Origin of the sequence: Streptomyces sp. NPDC052773 (assembly GCF_044547145.1) — a bacterium.
GTDB lineage: Bacteria > Actinomycetota > Actinomycetes > Streptomycetales > Streptomycetaceae > Streptomyces.
Window position 1 is genome coordinate 656,773 of record NZ_JBITZX010000001.1, and the last position, 16,575, is coordinate 673,347.

General features: G+C 72.3%; 12 protein-coding genes. 6 read left to right on the forward strand and 6 right to left on the reverse strand.

Going from position 1 to position 16,575, the window contains the following annotated elements:
• Nucleotides 1-4: 4 nt before the first annotated feature.
• Complete coding sequence (locus ACIG0D_RS03075) at nt 5-1,630, reverse strand: M4 family metallopeptidase (protein WP_399795915.1); 1,626 nt, start codon at nt 1,628-1,630, stop codon at nt 5-7.
• A 109-nt stretch (nt 1,631-1,739) separates the two neighbouring features.
• Here ACIG0D_RS03075 and ACIG0D_RS03080 point away from each other — a divergent pair, with 109 nt between their 5' ends.
• Nucleotides 1,740-2,180 carry a gamma-glutamylcyclotransferase family protein gene (locus ACIG0D_RS03080; RefSeq protein ID WP_399795917.1) on the forward strand — a complete coding sequence of 147 codons (441 nt, stop codon included), beginning with the start codon at nt 1,740-1,742 and terminating at the stop codon, nt 2,178-2,180.
• A gap of 45 nt (nt 2,181-2,225) precedes the next feature.
• On the opposite strand, the gene ACIG0D_RS03085 is transcribed toward ACIG0D_RS03080, so the two are convergent.
• The 3 genes from ACIG0D_RS03085 to ACIG0D_RS03095 form a co-directional block, all read right to left on the reverse strand.
• Nucleotides 2,226-2,678, reverse strand: coding sequence for a carboxymuconolactone decarboxylase family protein (locus ACIG0D_RS03085; RefSeq protein WP_399795918.1), 453 nt, complete (start codon nt 2,676-2,678; stop codon nt 2,226-2,228).
• A 62-nt stretch (nt 2,679-2,740) separates the two neighbouring features.
• On the reverse strand, nt 2,741-4,939 hold the full coding sequence (locus tag ACIG0D_RS03090) for a molybdopterin oxidoreductase family protein (protein WP_399795920.1): 2,199 nt from the start codon (nt 4,937-4,939) through the stop codon (nt 2,741-2,743).
• 101 nt (nt 4,940-5,040) lie between these two features.
• On the reverse strand, nt 5,041-5,718 hold the full coding sequence (locus tag ACIG0D_RS03095) for a vancomycin high temperature exclusion protein (protein WP_399795921.1): 678 nt from the start codon (nt 5,716-5,718) through the stop codon (nt 5,041-5,043).
• Nucleotides 5,719-5,903: 185 nt separating this feature from the next.
• Here ACIG0D_RS03095 and ACIG0D_RS03100 point away from each other — a divergent pair, with 185 nt between their 5' ends.
• The 5 genes from ACIG0D_RS03100 to ACIG0D_RS03120 all read left to right on the forward strand — a co-directional run bounded on the left by ACIG0D_RS03100 (nt 5,904) and on the right by ACIG0D_RS03120 (nt 12,779).
• Nucleotides 5,904-6,668: a sirohydrochlorin chelatase gene (locus tag ACIG0D_RS03100; RefSeq protein ID WP_399795922.1), complete on the forward strand. Its 765-nt coding sequence runs from the start codon at nt 5,904-5,906 to the stop codon at nt 6,666-6,668.
• Nucleotides 6,669-6,760: 92 nt separating this feature from the next.
• Entirely contained in the window at nt 6,761-8,026 is a 1,266-nt protein-coding gene (locus tag ACIG0D_RS03105; protein ID WP_399795923.1) for a deoxyguanosinetriphosphate triphosphohydrolase, read from the forward strand.
• Between the two features lie 125 nt (nt 8,027-8,151).
• Entirely contained in the window at nt 8,152-9,417 is a 1,266-nt protein-coding gene (locus ACIG0D_RS03110) for an NAD(P)/FAD-dependent oxidoreductase (protein WP_399795924.1), read from the forward strand.
• Nucleotides 9,418-9,541: 124 nt separating this feature from the next.
• Nucleotides 9,542-11,446 (forward strand): DNA primase, encoded by a 1,905-nt coding sequence (dnaG, locus tag ACIG0D_RS03115; RefSeq protein WP_399795925.1) that lies wholly within the window; start codon nt 9,542-9,544, stop codon nt 11,444-11,446.
• Between the two features lie 190 nt (nt 11,447-11,636).
• A complete protein-coding gene (locus ACIG0D_RS03120; protein ID WP_399795927.1) occupies nt 11,637-12,779 on the forward strand; it encodes an RNA polymerase sigma factor in 1,143 nt (380 codons plus the stop codon).
• A 52-nt stretch (nt 12,780-12,831) separates the two neighbouring features.
• Here ACIG0D_RS03120 and ACIG0D_RS03125 read toward each other — a convergent pair whose 3' ends face one another.
• Nucleotides 12,832-14,760: an ABC transporter ATP-binding protein gene (locus ACIG0D_RS03125; RefSeq protein ID WP_399795928.1), complete on the reverse strand. Its 1,929-nt coding sequence runs from the start codon at nt 14,758-14,760 to the stop codon at nt 12,832-12,834.
• Nucleotides 14,760-16,493, reverse strand: coding sequence for an ABC transporter ATP-binding protein (locus ACIG0D_RS03130; protein WP_399795929.1), 1,734 nt, complete (start codon nt 16,491-16,493; stop codon nt 14,760-14,762). Before ACIG0D_RS03130 ends, ACIG0D_RS03125 begins: the two co-directional genes overlap by 1 nt.
• Nucleotides 16,494-16,575: the final 82 nt, after the last annotated feature.

A 16,575-nucleotide genomic window follows, 5' to 3' on the forward strand; every position in this document is an offset into this window, starting at 1 on the left:
AGGGTCAGCTCACGCCCACCGCCCGCCACGCCGCCCCCACCGCGCGGTACTCGGCGCTGTCCGTGCCGTACAGGTCGCGGGCCGCGGCGAGGGTGGCCTTGCGGGCGCCGGCGTAGGTCGTGGAGGAGGTCATGTAGACGGTCAGCGCGCGGTACCAGATGGCGCCCAGCTTGGCGCGGCCGATGCCGGTGACGGAACTGCCGTCGCAGGTGGGGGAGTTGTGGGCGACGCCGTTGATGGTCTTGGCGCCGCTGCCCTCGGCCAGCAGGTAGGCGAAGTGGTTGCCGATGCCGGAGGAGTAGTGGACGTCGAGGGTGGCGACGGTGGGGCTCCAGCAGTCGGGGGAGTCGCCGTCCTTCGACGGGCGGTCCATGTAGCGCAGGGCGCCGCGGCCGAAGCCGGGGCGGACGATCTTCTCGCCGATCAGCCAGTCGCCCGGGTCCCGGGGGTTGGCCGCGTGGAACTCCACGAGGGTGCCGAAGATGTCGGAGGTGGCCTCGTTGAGGCCGCCGGACTCGCCGGTGTACGTCAGGTTCGCGGTCTTGGAGGTGACGCCGTGGCTCATCTCGTGCCCGGCGACGTCCAGCGACACCAGCGGGCCGAACGTCGTCCCGTCACCGTCGCCGTACGTCATGCAGAAGCAGCTGTCGTCCCAGAAGGCGTTGTTGTAGCGGTTGCCGTAGTGCACCCGGTTGTACGACCCCTTGCCGTCGCCCGCGATGCCCGCGCGGCCGTGCCGGGCCTTGAAGTAGTCCCAGGTCACGTTGGTGCCGTACTGCGCGTCCACCGCCGCCGAGGCGCGGTCCGCGGTCGTGCCGTCGCCCCAGTGGTTGTCGGCGTCGGTGAGGACCGTGGCGGGCGCGCGGGTGACGCAGAGGGTGCCCAGCAGACACAGGTCCACCTGGTTCGCCGCGTCGCCGGTGTAGGTGCCGCCGCGGGTCGGGTCCTTCAGGGCGTACGAGGAGCCCGTCGGGGTCGTCTGCAGCGGGACCGTCCCGCCGTACAGCGAACGCCCGTCCCCGGCCGCGGACTCCAGGGTGTCCCAGGCGTCGATCCGCGCCCCGCTGCGCGCGTCGGTCAGCACCGTGCGCGCCACCGGGTTGCCCCGCTCGTCCAGTGCCGCCGCCCGCGTCCGCCACGCCAGCCTGGGCGCCCCGTGCAGCGCGTCGACCACCAGCTCCGGCCTGGCCGTCAGCCGCTTCAGCGTCTCGCCCGGGTGCAGGGCCCGCAGCGCGTTCGCCGCCGCGTCGGCGGCCTTCGGGGCGGGCAGCGCAGGGGTCACGCTCGGCAGGGAGATCGGGGCGGTCGTCGCGCGGTCGGCGCCTTCGTACGCGCCGCCGGGGGTGACGTGGAGGACGAAGTCGCCGCCCAGGACGGGCAGTTCGCGATACGTGCGGTCGTAGCGGATGTGCCGGCCGCCGTCCGCGTCGATGACGACGTCCCGCACCGTCGTCTCCTGCCCGGGGCCGAGCCCCAGGCTCCCGGCCCGTTCGGCGAGGATCGCGGCGGCGTCCGCCAGCGCGGCGGCCCGCGTCGGCCGGTCGGCCGCGCCGGCGGTGGGGGTGAGCGCCGTGGCCAGCAGGGCGGCGGCGGTCGTGGCGGCCAGGGCGTACGGCCGTATCCGGCTCATGAGGCTCCTTGAACTGATCACACTGAGGGTGACCAAGATTCAAGGGGGCGTGGACATGCCAGGGCCAGGGAGAGGACGTGGAGGTGTGTGAGGGGAGAGAATCACTTCTGTGAGTGCTGTGCGGTCCCGTCTCCGGCTCCCCTTCTTCGTCTACGGCACCCTCCGCCCCGGCGAGCCCAACCACGACCTGTTCCTGCGCGGCCGGACCCGCGCCGAGGAGCCCGCGCGGCTGGCCGGGGCCGTCCTGTACGACGGGCCCGGCTACCCGTACGCGGTCGAGGAACCCGGCGGAGCGGTCAGCGGTGAGCTGGTCACCGCGCACGACGAGGCCTACGACGAACTGCTCGCCGTACTCGACCGGTTGGAGGAGTGCACGGCGCCGGGCGATCCGCGCAACCTCTACGAGCGGGTCGTCCGCGAGGTCGTCCGCACCGCCGACGGGACCGCCGTGCGGGCCTGGGTGTATCTCGCCGCACCGCCCGTCGCCGCCCGCCTGCGCGCCTCGGGCAAGCTCATCGAGGGCGGCGACTGGCGGGCACGGCGCCCCTGAGCGACCCGGCTCAGTCCGTGCCCGGCGCTCCTGAGCGTCCCCGGCTCAGTCCGTGCCCGGCGTCTTGCGCGTCGTCACGTTCATCCGGTTCCAGGTGTTCGCGGTGAAGATCAGCGCGATCAGCTGCGCCAGCGTCGCCTCGTCGAAGTGGCGCGCGGCCTCCTCGTACACCTCGTCCGACACCCCGCCGGGCAGCAGCGTGACCGCCTCCGTCAGCGCCAGCGCGGCCCGCTCCCGCACCGTGTACAGGCTCGACTCCCGCCATGCGGACAGCTGGTGCATCCGGTCCTCGGTCTCACCGGCCTTGCGGGCGTCGGTGGTGTGGTAATCGAGGCAGTAGGCGCAGTGGTTGAGCTGCGCGGCCCGGATCTGGACCAGCTCCACCAGCACCGGGTCGAGACCCTCGACCGCGGTGGCGTGGAGGTTCAGGACCGCCTTGAACACCTTCGGTGCGACGGCGGCGAAGTTCATGCGCTGAGGTACCCGGTAGGTCGTCATGCCTCGAACCTACGAGGCACACAGACCCCCTGAGAGGTGCATTTCCGCACCGGAATCAGGGGTCAATCCTCCACCGCGCCGACCGCGCTCGCCGGGCCCGCCGCGGGCACCGCCTCCAGCCGCACCGCGCACGCCTTGAACTCCGGCATCCGCGACGTCGGGTCCAGCGCCGGGTTGGTGAGGGTGTTGGCGCGGCCCTCGCCCGGCCAGTGGAACGGCATGAACACGGTGTCCGGCCGGATGGCGTGGGTGATGCGCGCCGGTGCGACGGCCCGGCCGCGCCGCGAGACGACGGCCACCGGATCGCCCTCGGCCGCGCCCAGGCGGGCCGCCAGCCGCGGATGCAGCTCCACGAACGGGCCGGGCGCCGCGGCGTTCAGCTCGTCCACGCGCCGGGTCTGCGCGCCGGACTGGTACTGGGCGACCACCCGGCCGGTGGTCAGCAGCACCGGGTACTCGTCGTCGGGCTCCTCGGCCACCGCCCGGTGCGAGACGGGCACGAACCGGGCCCGGCCGTCCGGCGTGGCGAACCGGTCGAGGAACAGGCGCGGGGTGCCGGGGTGCACGCCGGTGGCGAGGTCGCCGTCCCGCGCCGGGTCGTCGGAGCCGGCGGCCACGTCCAGCGAGGCGTCCTCGGAGTCCCCGCCCGCGTCCCCCGCCGCCGGACACGGCCAGAACACCCCGTTCTCCTCGACGAGCCTGCGGTAGGTGATCCCGGAGTAGTCCGCGGGCCCGCCCGCGCTCGCCCGGCGCAGCTCCTCGAAGACCTCCTCGGGGTCGGTCGGGAACCCCTTCTCCACACCCAGCCGCGCGGCCAGTTCGTGCATGACCTCCAGATCGCTGCGCACGCCCTCCGGCGGGGTGATCGCCTGCCGGCGCAGCAGCACGCGCCCCTCGAGGTTGGTCGTCGTGCCGGTCTCCTCGGCCCACTGCGTCACCGGCAGCACCACGTCCGCCAGCTCCGCCGTCTCCGACAGCACGACGTCGCACACCGCGAGGAAGTCCAGCGACCTGATCCGCTCCTCGATGTGCGCGGCGCGCGGCGCCGACACCACCGGGTTGGACCCCATCAGCAGCAGCGTGCGGATGTCCGTGCCGAGCGCGTCCAGCAGCTCGTAGGCGCTGCGCCCCGGCCCCGGCAGCGAGTCCGGGTCCACCCCCCACACCTCGGCCACGTGCCGCCGCGCCGCCGGGTCGTCCAGCTTGCGGTAGCCGGGCAGCTGGTCGGCCTTCTGGCCGTGCTCGCGCCCGCCCTGCCCGTTGCCCTGCCCGGTCAGGCAGCCGTAGCCGCTGTACGGCCGGCCCGCCCGCCCGGTCGCCAGGCACAGGTTGATCCACGCGCCGACCGTGTCGGTGCCCTTGGACTGCTGCTCGGGCCCGCGCGCGGTGAGCACCATCGCGGACTCGGGCGCGCAGAACATCCGCACCGCCTCCCGCAGCTCGGGCACCGGCACGCCGGTGATCCGCTCCACGTACTCCGGCCAGTGCGCCATGGCCGCGGCCCGCGCGTCCTCCCAGCCGCTGGTCCGCTCGGCGATGTACGCCTCGTCGGTGCGGCCCTCGGCGACCACCAGGTGCAGCAGGCCCAGCGCGAGCGCGAGGTCGGTGCCGGGCCGGGGCGCCAGATGCAGATCGGCCTGCTCGGCGGTCTTCGTGCGGCGCGGGTCGACGACGATGAGCGTGCCGCCGTTCTCCTTCAGCTCGGTGAAGAACCGCAGCGACGGCGGCATGGTCTCGGCGAGGTTCGAGCCGACGAGGATCACACAGCCCGTCTTCGGGATGTCCTCCAGCGGGAACGGCAGCCCCCGGTCCAGCCCGAACGCCTTCATCCCGGCCGCCGCCGCGGACGACATGCAGAACCGGCCGTTGTAGTCGATCTGCGAGGTGCCGAGCACGACCCGGGCGAACTTGCCGAGCGTGTACGCCTTCTCGTTGGTCAGCCCGCCCCCGCCGAACACCCCCAGCGCGTCCGCGCCGTGCTCCGCGCGGGTGCGCCGCAGCGCGTCCGCGATCCGGTCCAGGGCCTCGTCCCAGGAGGCGGGCACCAGCACGCCGCCCTCCCGCACCAGCGGCGAGGTCAGCCGCACCCGCGACGAGAGCACCGCCGGCGCCGTACGGCCCTTGCCGCACAGCGCCCCCCGGTTCACCGGGAAGTCGGCGCGTTCCAGCACCTCGACGCCCCCGTCCGGCGTGGGCGACAGGTTCATCCCGCACTGCAGGGCGCAGTACGGGCAGTGGGTGGGCGTCGAGGTGCTGTTCATGCCCTTCAGGGTGGATCGGTCGTGTTACGTGCGGGACGGCTCCCTGTTACACATGCCGCACGGCGACCTCCCCGCCACCCCGCCGCCACCGTGAGGGGCCCTCACCGCCCGGCGGCCAGCGCCCGCTCGACCCCCGGCTCCTCCGGTCCGAGGAACCGCGGATCGGGCTCGATCACCGCGTCCAGCGCCGCCTTGCCGCTCGCGAAGACCTCCCGGACCCCGCCGTAGTACCAGGTCGCGTCCCGCCGGGCGGGCACCCCGACGCCGTACGCCGCCACGCCCGCCTCCCGGCACAGCGCCACCGCCCGCCGGATGTGGAAGTCCTGGCTGATCAGCACCGCCTCGTCCACGCCGAAGATCTTCTTGGCCCGCACACAGGAGTCCCACGTGTCGAAGCCGGCGTAGTCGCTGACGATCCGCGCGTCCGGGACGCCGTGCCGGGTCAGATAGGCGCGCATCGCGTCCGGCTCGTCGTAGTCCTTCCGGCTGTTGTCCCCGGTCACCAGGACCACCTCGATCCGCCCCGCCCGGTACAGCTCGGCCGCCGCGTCCAGCCGGTGGGCGAGATACGGCGACGGCTCGCCGTTCCACAGCCCCGCGCCGAACACCACGGCGACCTCGGTGCGCGGCACGTTCGCGGTCGTGCGCAGCCGGTCGTCCGTCGACACGTACAGCCACGTCGACGGCAGCAGCGCCAGCACACACCCCGCCATCAGGGTCTGCACCAGCCGCCGCCGGCCGGCCCGGGTGCGGGGGAGACGAGGTCGTACGATCTTCATACCGAAAGGGACGGAAGGGGAGCCGCCCCGGTTGCGAGCCGCCCCCGTTCACGAGTCGCCCTGGTTTGCGAGTCACCCCGGTTGCGTCCCCCTCACACACCCCCCGCCCCGCGCCGTGAACCCACGGAAAACGCCTGTGATGCCCAGGCAACGGCCCGGCAACGTCCCCGCGTCACCCTCGATGCATGGACAGCCAGCTCAGCCCCGCCCCCGGCCCGCCCGCGCTCGTCGTCGTGGCCCACGGCAGCCGTGACCCGCGCGCCCTCGCCACCGTCCGCGCCCTCCTCGACCGGGTCCGCGCGCTGCGCCCCGGCCTGCCGGTCCACCTGGGGCACATCGAGCTGAACGAGCCCCTGCTCCCGGACACGCTCGCCGCCCTCGGCGACCGCGAGGCGGTCCTGGTCCCGCTCCTCCTCAGCCGCGGCTACCACGTCAAGCAGGACATCCCCGAGATGGCCGCCGCCGCCCCGGCCCGCACCCGCCTCGCCGCCCCCCTCGGCCCGCACCGCCTCCTCGTCGACACCCTCCACACCCGCCTGACCGAGGCCGGCTGGCGCCCCGCGGCCACCGACGCCGAACGCCGCACCAGCGCCGTCATCCTCGCCGCCGCGGGCTCCCGCGACCCCGACGCGGCCACCGACACCGGCCGCACGGCCGCCCTCCTCGCGGCCCGCCTCGGCGTCCCGGTGCTCCCCGCCTACGCCTCCGCCGCGACCCCCACGGTGGAGACGGCCGTCCGCTCCCTCCGAGCGAGGGGCCGCCACCGCATAGCCGTCGCCTCCTACTTCACGGCCCCCGGCCGCTTCGCGACGGAGTGCGCGAAGGCAGCCCCGGGAACAGCGTCGGACCCCCTCGGTGCCCACCCCCTGATGGCGGAACTACTCCTCCACCGCTACGACGAGGCGACAACTCGGGGAACGCTCAAACCCGCGCTGGCGACCACTGGTTAAGGGGCGCGGGGAACTGCGCGACCAGCCAAAAACGACCCGCACCCGCACGACAACCCGAACCCGGCAGACGCATCTGCGCTTACTGTCGACACATGGAAGGCACCACATACCCCGCAGCCGCAACCGAACGATGGGCCCCCGAGCCCGACAAACGCCCCGGCCGAACCGCCTTCCAACGCGACCGCGCCCGCATCCTCCACTCCTCCGCGCTGAGACGCCTCGCCGGCAAAACCCAGGTCGTCACGCCCGGCGAGCGCAGCGCGAACGCCTGGGACCCCAGCCCCAGAACCCGCCTCACCCACTCCCTGGAGTGCGCCCAGGTGGGAAGGGAACTCGGCGCCGCCCTGGGCTGCGACCCCGACCTCGTCGAGGCGGCCTGCCTCGCCCACGACCTCGGCCACCCGCCCTTCGGCCACAACGGTGAGGAAGCCCTCAACGAATTCGCCGAGGACTGCGGCGGCTTCGAGGGCAACGCCCAGTCCCTGAGACTCCTCACCCGCATCGAACCCAAACGGTTCACCCCGGAGGGCTCCGTCGGCCTCAACCTCACCCGCGCCACCCTGGACGCCGCCACGAAGTACCCCTGGCCGCGCGGCGCCCACCCCACGAACCCGGCGTCCTTGAAATTCGGCGTGTACGAGGACGACCGCCCGGTCTTCGACTGGGCCCGCAAGGACGCCCCGTCCACCCGGACCTGCTTCGAGGCCCAGGTCATGGACTGGTCCGACGACGTGGCGTACTCCGTGCACGACGTCGAGGACGGCCTGCACGCCGGCCACATCGACCCCAACCTCCTGCACGCCGAACCGGAACGCCAGGAGATCTTCCGCGTCGCCATCGGCCGGTACGTCCCCGCCGGCACCGACCCCGCCGAACTCGCCGCCGCCCTCGACCGCCTCCAGGACCAGGAGTGGTGGCCGGACGGCTACGACGGCTCGGCCGTCGCCCAGGCCCGTCTGAAGGACGCCACCAGCCAGCTCATCGGCCGCTTCTGCCTGGCCGCCGAGGGCGCCACCCGCGAGGCGTACGGCGGCGGCCGGCTCACCCGGTACGGCGCGGAGCTGGTCGTACCGCGCGAGACCCGGATGGAGTGCGCGGTGCTGAAGGCCGTCGCCGACCGGTACGTCATGCAGCGCGCCGAGCAGACCCGGCTCCGCGCCGACCAGCGCATCTGCGTGGCCGAACTCGCCGAGGCGCTCACCGCGCGCGCTCCGGACGGACTCGACCCGCAGTTCCGCGCGCTGTTCGACCAGGCCCCCGACGACCGGGCCCGCAAACGGGTGATCGTCGACCAGATCGCCTCCCTCACCGACGCCTCGGCCCGCTCGCTGCACGCGAGACTGACAGGACGGATGTGACATCAGGGGCGGTCACGGGCGCTCCGATGTGACCCTGCGTGGCCTGATCGGGTCACCCCCTCTTCCCCCCTCACGCTCCGTGCGGGAGGCTCGCATCTGGCGGCACAGTGACGAGGAGGCATCAAGTGGTCGACGCGGATCAGACATTCGTCATCGTCGGAGGAGGGCTCGCCGGCGCCAAGGCGGCCGAGACGCTCCGCGCGGAGGGCTTCACCGGGCGGGTGATACTGATCTGCGACGAGCGCGACCACCCGTACGAGCGGCCGCCGCTGTCCAAGGGCTTCCTGCTCGGCAAGGAGGAGCGCGACAGCGTCTTCGTGCACGAGCCCGCCTGGTACGCGCAGCACGACATCGAGCTGCACCTCGGGCAGACCGTCGACGCGATCGACCGCGCCGCGAAGACGGTCCGCTTCGGCGAGGACGGCACGATCGTCCGCTACGACAAGCTGCTGCTGGCCACCGGCGCGGAACCCCGCCGCCTGGACGTCCCGGGCACCGGCCTCGCGGGCGTCCACCACCTGCGCCGACTCGCCCACGCCGAACGGCTCAAGGGGGTCCTCACCCACCTCGGCCGGGACAACGGGCACCTGGTGATCGCGGGCGCCGGCTGGATCGGCCTGGAGGTCGCGGCGGCGGCCCGGGAGTACGGCGCGGAGGTCACCGTCGTCGAGCCGTCGCCCACCCCGCTGCACGGGGTGCTCGGCCCCGAGCTGGGCCAGCTCTTCACCGAGCTGCACCGCGAGCACGGGGTGCGCTTCCACTTCGGCGTGCGGCTGACGGAGATCGTCGGGCAGGACGGGGTCGTGCTCGCGGCCCGCACGGACGACGGCGAGGAGCACCCCGCGCACGACGTGCTCGCCGCGATCGGCGCCGCACCGCGCACCGCTCTCGCCGAGGCGGCCGGGCTGGAGATCGCCGACCGGGCGCACGGCGGGGGGATCGTGGTCGACGAGCGGCTGCGCACCTCCGACCCCGACATCCACGCGGCGGGCGACGTCGCCGCCTTCCCGCACGCGCTCTTCGGCACCCGGATGCGGGTGGAGCACTGGGCGAACGCGCTGAACGGCGGGCCGGCGGCGGCGCGGGCCATGCTCGGGCAGGACGTGGTCTACGACCGGGTGCCGTACTTCTTCTCCGACCAGTACGACCTGGGCATGGAGTACTCGGGGTGGGCGCCGCCCGGGTCGTACGACCAGGTGGTGATCCGGGGGGACGCGGGGAAGCGGGAGTTCATCGCGTTCTGGGTGAAGGAGGGGCGGGTGCTGGCCGGGATGAATGTGAACGTGTGGGACGTCACAGAGCACATCCAGCGGCTGGTGCGTTCCGCGGTGCGGGTGGATGTGGAGGCGCTGTCGTCTCCGCGTGTGCCGTTGGAGTCGTTGGGCGCGTAGGCGTCTGCCGGGGTCCGTCGTCTCGCGGGTGCGGGTTCGCTGTGGCTGGTCGCGCAGTTCCCCGCGCCCCTGAGCGAGTCACAGTGGCCCCGGGGATGTCGGTGGACCCCCGTAGAATTCACGCGTGGCAGGACGGATCAACGACGAGGACGTGAAGGCGGTACGGGACGCGGTCCCGATCGACGCCGTGGTGTCCGAGTACCTCCAGCTGCGCAACGCGGGCGGCGGCAACCTCAAGGGGCTGTGCCCGTTTCACGACGAGAAGTCGCCGTCCTTCCAGGTCAGCCCCAGCAAGGGCCTCTTCCATTGCTTCGGCTGCCAGGAGGGCGGCGACACCATCACCTTCGTGATGAAGGTGGACCACCTCTCCTTCTCGGAGGCGGTCGAACGCCTCGCCGCGCAGGCGGGCATCACGCTGCGCTACGAGGAGGGCGGGTACAACCCGTCCCACCAGCGCGGCGAGCGCATCCGCCTGGTCGAGGCCCACAAGATCGCCGCCGAGTGGTACGCGGAACAGCTCGCGACCAGCCCCGAGGCCGAGACCGGCCGGATCTTCCTCGCCGAGCGCGGCTTCGACCAGGCCGCCGCCGTCCACTTCGGCGTCGGCTACAGCCCGCAGGGCTGGGACCACCTCACCCGCTATCTGCGCGGCAAGGGCTTCACCGACAAGGAACTGATCCTCTCCGGGCTCAGCCAGGAAGGCCGCCGCGGGCCCATCGACCGCTTCCGCGGCCGGCTGATGTGGCCGATCCGGGACATCGGCGGCGACGTCGTCGGCTTCGGCGCCCGCAAGCTGTACGAGGCGGACAACGGGCCGAAGTACCTGAACACCCCCGAGACCGCGATCTACAAGAAGTCCCAGGTCCTCTACGGCATCGACCTGGCCAAGAAGGAGATCGCCAAGACCAGCCGGGCGGTCGTCGTCGAGGGCTACACGGACGTGATGGCCTGCCACCTCGCCGGGGTGACGACCGCGATCGCCACCTGCGGCACCGCCTTCGGCAGCGAGCACATCAAGATCCTCAGACGGCTGCTGATGGACAACGGCTCGGCGCGGGTCATCTTCACGTTCGACGGGGACGCGGCCGGCCAGAAGGCCGCCCTGCGCGCCTTCGAGGACGACCAGAAGTTCGCCGCCGAGACGTACATCGCCATCGCGCCGGACGGCATGGACCCGTGCGACCTGCGCCTGGCGAAGGGCGACGAGGCGGTCGCCGAACTGGTCGAACCCCGCACCCCGCTCTTCGAGTTCGCGCTGCGCCAGATCGTCTCCCGCTACGACCTCGACACCCCGGCGGGCCGTGCGGCGGCGCTGGACGAGGCGGCGCCGGTCGTCGCCCGCATCAAGAACAGCGGCGCCCAGCACGAGGTCGCCGTGCAGCTCGCGGGCATGCTCGGCATCCTCGACACCCAGTTCGTGGTGAAGCGGGTCGCCCAGCTCGCCCGGTGGGCGCGCGACCGCGGCGGCAAGGGCCCCGCCCCGGCCCGGGGCCCGCAGCAGCCGTCGTACGACGCGGCCCCCCGCCCCACCGCCTCCGGCCCGGCGCTCAACCTCCGCAACCCGGTGTACGCCACCGAACGCGAGCTGCTCAAACTCGCCCTCCAGCGCCCGGAGTTGGTCGCCCCGGCGTTCGACGCGTACGGCGTCGACGAGTTCACCGCCCCGCCCTACGCGGCCGTACGCCAGGCCATCCTCGACGCGGGCGGCGTCGAGTACGGCGCGCAGGACCCGCAGGGGTACCTGGTCCGGGTCCGCGAGGCGGCCCCCGACGACACGGTTCGCGCCATGGTCACCGAGCTGGCCGTCGAGGCGATCATGCGCCGCACGGTCGACGAGGCGTACGCGGGCGAACAGCTGGTCTGGGTCCGCCGCCGCGCCGTCGACCGCCGCATCCAGGACGTCCAGTCCACCCTCACCCGCCTCGCCAACGGCGGCGACCCGGCCCGGCTGACCGCCGTCCAGAACGAACTCTGGGTCCTCCAGCAGTACGGCCAGGCCCTCCGGGAACACGGCGCCGCGGCGTTGTGATCGCCACCTGAGTAACCGACCGGTCACGCACCGGACTCAAAAAGTGCGCGCACGCCCCTCGTGGCGGAGATGTGTCTTACTCCACACTGGGTGCGGTGCCTGAGTCCTCGGAGCGCGGCCGGTCCGTCCCCCCACGGGTCCCTGCCCGCGGTTCCGCCACCTCAGCAGCGATCACCTGGAGGTCGCCCCCGTGCAGACCCAGACCCTCGTCCCTACCGACAGCGCCACCACCGCGGAGCACGATCCGGAGCCGGACGTGCTGATGGCCGTCCCGCCGCAGAGCCGTGCCGCGCACCACCCGGAGACACGGCCGCAGACGGAACCGGAGCCCGGGCCGCCCCCCGAGGCCGACGCGGAGGCGGAGGCGGAGCCCGAGGCCGAGGTCGTCGAGCCGGCGCCCGGCCGGGTCGCCGACACCGGCGGCCCCACCTCCGACCTGTTCCGGCAGTACCTGCGGGAGATCGGGCGGATCCCGCTGCTCACCGCCGCCGAGGAGGTGGAACTCGCCCGCCGCGTCGAGGCCGGCCTGTTCGCCGAGGAGAAGCTGCTCAACACCCCCGACCTGGACAGCCGTCTCGCCCTCGACCTGGACCGGCTCGTCGTCATGGGCCGGATGGCCAAGCGCCGGCTGATCGAGGCGAACCTGCGGCTGGTGGTGTCCGTCGCGAAGCGGTACGTCGGCCGCGGACTGACCATGCTCGACCTGGTGCAGGAGGGCAACCTCGGCCTCATCCGGGCGGTCGAGAAGTTCGACTACGCCCGCGGCTACAAGTTCTCCACCTACGCCACCTGGTGGATCCGCCAGGCCATGTCCCGCGCCCTCGCCGACCAGGCCCGCACCATCCGCGTCCCGGTGCACGTCGTCGAGCTGATCAACCGCGTGGTGCGCGTCCAGCGGCGGATGCTGCAGGAGCGCGGCTACGAGCCCACGCCCGAAGAGGTCGCCGCCCACCTCGACCTGCCGCCCGAGCGGGTCGGCGAGGTGCTGCGGCTCGCCCAGGAACCCGTCTCCCTGCACGCCCCCGTCGGCGAGGAGGACGATGTCGCGCTGGGCGACCTGATAGAGGACGGCGACGCCGCCTCACCCGTGGAGTCCGCCGCGTTCCTGCTGCTCAAGGAGCACTTGGAGGCGGTCCTCTCCACCCTCGGCGAGCGCGAACGCAAGGTCGTGCAGCTGCGCTACGGCCTGGTCGACGGCCGCCCGCGCACCCTGGAGGAGATAGGCCGCATCTTCGGCGTGACCCGGGAGCGGATCCGCCAGATCGAGTCCAAGACCCTCAACAAACTCCGCGACCACGCCTTCGCGGAGCAGTTGCGGGGTTACCTGGACTGAGGGAAGGGGCCGCTCCCGAGACGAGAGCGGCCCCCCATGTCGCCCCGCGTCGTTAGTCGACCTCGGCCACCGCCTGCGCGAACTGCGCCTTGTACAGCCGTGCGTACGCGCCGTCCGCCGCCAGCAGCTCCGCGTGCGCGCCCTGCTCGACGATCGCCCCGTTCTCCATCACCAGGATCGTGTCCGCGTCCCGGATCGTCGACAGCCGGTGCGCGATGACGAACGACGTACGCCCGTGCGCCAGCTTGGCCATCGCCTTCTGGATCAGCACCTCGGTACGGGTGTCCACCGAACTCGTCGCCTCGTCGAGGACCAGGATCACCGGGTCGGACAGGAACGCCCGCGCGATGGTGATCAGCTGCTTCTCACCGGCGCTGACCCCGGACCCCTCGTCGTCGATCACGGTGTCGTACCCGTCGGGCAGGGTGCGGATGAACCGGTCGGCGTGGGCCGCGCGCGCCGCCTCCTCGATCTCGCCCCGGGTGACCTCCCGGGCCGCGCCGTACGCGATGTTCTCCGCGATGGTGCCGCCGAACAGCCAGGTGTCCTGGAGCACCATGCCGATCCCGGCGCGGAGTTCGTCCCGGGACATCGTCGCGATGTCGACGCCGTCGAGGGTGATCCGCCCGCCGGTCACGTCGTAGAACCGCATCAGCAGATTGACCAGCGTCGTCTTGCCGGCGCCGGTCGGGCCGACGATCGCGACCGTCTGCCCCGGCTCCACCGTCAGCGTCAGGTCCTCGATGAGCGGCTTCTCCGGGTCGTACCGGAAGGACACGCCCTCCAGCGCGACCCGCCCGCGCAGCTCCTCCGGCCGCACGCCCGGCACCGGGTCCGCCGACTGCTCCTCCGCGTCGAGCAGTTCGAAGATCCGCTCGGCGGAGGCCACCCCGGACTGCACCAGGTTCGCCATGGACGCGATCTGCGTCAGCGGCATCGAGAACTGCCGCGAGTACTGGATGAACGCCTGCACGTCGCCGATCGACAGCGACCCCGACGCCACCCGCAGCCCGCCGACCACCGCGACCAGCACATAGTTGAGGTTCGACACGAACATCATCAGCGGCTGCATGATGCCGCTGTTGAACTGCGCCCGGAACCCGGCCTCGTACAGCGCCTCGTTCTGCTCGGCGAACTGCCGCGCCGACTCCTCCTGCCGCCCGAACACCTTCACCAGGGTGTGCCCGGTGTACATCTCCTCGATGTGCGCGTTGAGCGTGCCGGTGGAGCGCCACTGCTGCACGAAGTGCGGCTGCGACCGCTTGCCGACCCACGTCGCCACGTACAGCGACAGCGGGACCGTGACCAGCGCGACCAGGGCGAGGATCCACGACACCCAGAACATCATCGCGAGCACGCCGATGATGGTCAGCAGCGAGTTGATCAGCTGGCCCATCGACTGCTGGAGCGTCTGCCCGATGTTGTCGATGTCGTTGGTGGCGCGGGACAGCACCTCGCCGCGCTGCCGCTTGTCGAAGTACGACAGCGGCAGCCGCGACAGCTTCGTCTGCACGTCCTCGCGCATCCGGTACATCGTCCGGTTCACGACCCGGTTCACCAGCCGCGTCGCCACCGCCATCAGCAGCCCCGCGACCACGAACACGGCGAGCGCGAACAGCAGGACGTGTCCCACGGCGGTGAAGTCGATGCCCTCGCCGGGCGTGAAGTCGGTCGAGCGGAGCATGTCGGCGACGTCCCCGTCACCGCGCTCCCGCATCGCCTCGAGCACCTGCTCCTTGGTGGCGCCCGGCTCCATCTCCCGGCCGACGATGCCCGCGAAGACCAGGTCGGTGGCGTCACCGAGGATCTTCGGACCGGCCACCGACAGGCCCACGCTGAGCAGCACGCACAGCAGCAGCGCGTAGATCGTGAACCGCTCCGGCCTGAACCGCGCGACGAGCCGCCGACCCGACCCCCTGAAGTCCAGCGAGCGGTGATCCGGTCCGGTTCCGGCCATCATCCGCCCCATGGGCCCGGCCATCAGGCAGCCTCCGCTTCCGTCAGCTGGGAGAGCACGATCTCCCGGTAGGTCTCGTTGTCGGCCATCAGCTCGTGGTGCCGTCCGGTGCCGACCACCCGGCCCTCGTCGAGGACGACGATCCGGTCGGCGTCGCGGATGGTGGCCACCCGCTGGGCGACGATCACCACGGTCGCCTCCGCGGTCTCCTCGGCGAGCGCGGCGCGCAGGGCCGCGTCGGTGGCGTAGTCGAGGGCGGAGAAGGAGTCGTCGAAGAGGTAGATCTCCGGGCGCTGCACCAGCGTGCGCGCGATGGCGAGGCGCTGGCGCTGACCGCCGGAGACGTTCGTGCCGCCCTGCGCGATCGGCGCGTCAAGGCCGCCCTCCAGCCGCTCCACGAACTCCTTGGCCTGCGCCACCTCCAGCGCGTGCCACAACTCCTCGTCGGTGGCGTCCGGGTTGCCGTAGCGCAGGTTGGTCGCGACGGTGCCCGCGAACAGGTACGGCTTCTGCGGGACCAGTCCCACGGTCCGCGCCAGCACCTTCGGGTCGATGGTCCGTACGTCCTCGCCGTCGACGAGGACCTCTCCGTCGGTCGCGTCGAACAGCCGCGGCACCAGGCCCAGCAGAGTGGACTTGCCGCTGCCCGTCGAGCCGATCACCGCGGTGGTCTCGCCGGGCCGGGCGACCAGGTCGACGGCCTTCAGCACCGGCTCCTCGGCACCCGGGTAGCGGAAGCCCGCGCCCCGGATCTCCAGATGCCCGTGCCGGCGCAGCTCGGTCACCGGCGCGGCCGGCGGGACCACGCTGGAGGAGGTGTCCAGCACCTCCCGGATCCGCTCGGCGCAGACCTCCGCGCGCGGCACCATCATGAACATGAAGGTGGCCATCATCACGGACATCACGATCTGCATCAGATAGGCGAGGAACGCGGTCAGATCCCCGATCTGCATCCCCCCGCTGTCGATCCGGTGCGCGCCGAACCACACGACGGCGATCGACGACAGGTTCACCACCGTCATCACGATCGGGAACATCAGCGCGAGCAGATTGCCGGTGCCCAGCGCCATGTCGGTCAGCCCGGCGTTGGCCTTCCGGAACCGCTGCTGCTCGTACTCGTCGCGGACGAAGGCGCGGATCACCCGGTTGCCGGTGATCTGCTCGCGCAGCACCCGGTTCACCGTGTCCAGCCGCTCCTGCATGGTCCGGAACAGCGGCCGCAGCCGCCGCACGATCAGCGTCACGCAGATGCCGAGCACCGGCACGACGGCGACCAGCACCCCGGACAGCGGCACGTCCAGGCCCAGCGCCAGCACGATGCCGCCGACGCACATGATCGGCGCCGACACCATCAGCGTGAACGTCATCAGCGCCAGCATCTGCACCTGCTGGACGTCGTTGGTGGTCCGGGTGATCAGCGAGGGCGCGCCGAAGTGCCCCACCTCACGCGCGGAGAAGGACTGCACCCGGTCGAAGACGGCGGCCCGCACGTCCCGGCCGAGCGCGGCGGCCGTGCGGGCGCCGTAGTACACCGCGCCGATGTTGCAGACGACCTGGACCAGCGAGATGCCGATCATCAGGGCGCCGAAGGACAGGATGTAGCCGGTGTCGCCGTGCACGACACCGTTGTCGATGATGTCCGCGTTCAGGGTCGGCAGATAGAGGGTCGCGCAGGTCTGCAGGAACTGCAGCAGCACCAGCACGGCGATGGGTTTTCGGTAGGGCCTGAGATAGGTCCGCAGGAGTCGTATGAGCACGCTGGTCTCTCGGAGTCGGCGGCGAGAGGGGCCGGATGGTTGCCCCTGGCCCCTATCGTCGAACACTCCACCCGCGTTACCT

Excerpts from the sequence above, each read along its gene's own strand:
- ACIG0D_RS03075 (WP_399795915.1), bottom strand. The coding sequence starts at position 1,630 with ATGAGCCGGATACGGCCGTACGCCCTGGCCGCCACGACCGCCGCCGCC.
- ACIG0D_RS03085 (WP_399795918.1), bottom strand. The coding sequence starts at position 2,678 with ATGACGACCTACCGGGTACCTCAGCGCATGAACTTCGCCGCCGTCGCA.
- ACIG0D_RS03090 (WP_399795920.1), bottom strand. The coding sequence starts at position 4,939 with ATGAACAGCACCTCGACGCCCACCCACTGCCCGTACTGCGCCCTGCAG.
- ACIG0D_RS03095 (WP_399795921.1), bottom strand. The coding sequence starts at position 5,718 with ATGAAGATCGTACGACCTCGTCTCCCCCGCACCCGGGCCGGCCGGCGG.
- ACIG0D_RS03100 (WP_399795922.1), top strand. The coding sequence starts at position 5,904 with ATGGACAGCCAGCTCAGCCCCGCCCCCGGCCCGCCCGCGCTCGTCGTC.
- ACIG0D_RS03105 (WP_399795923.1), top strand. The coding sequence starts at position 6,761 with ATGGAAGGCACCACATACCCCGCAGCCGCAACCGAACGATGGGCCCCC.
- ACIG0D_RS03125 (WP_399795928.1), bottom strand. The coding sequence starts at position 14,760 with ATGGCCGGGCCCATGGGGCGGATGATGGCCGGAACCGGACCGGATCAC.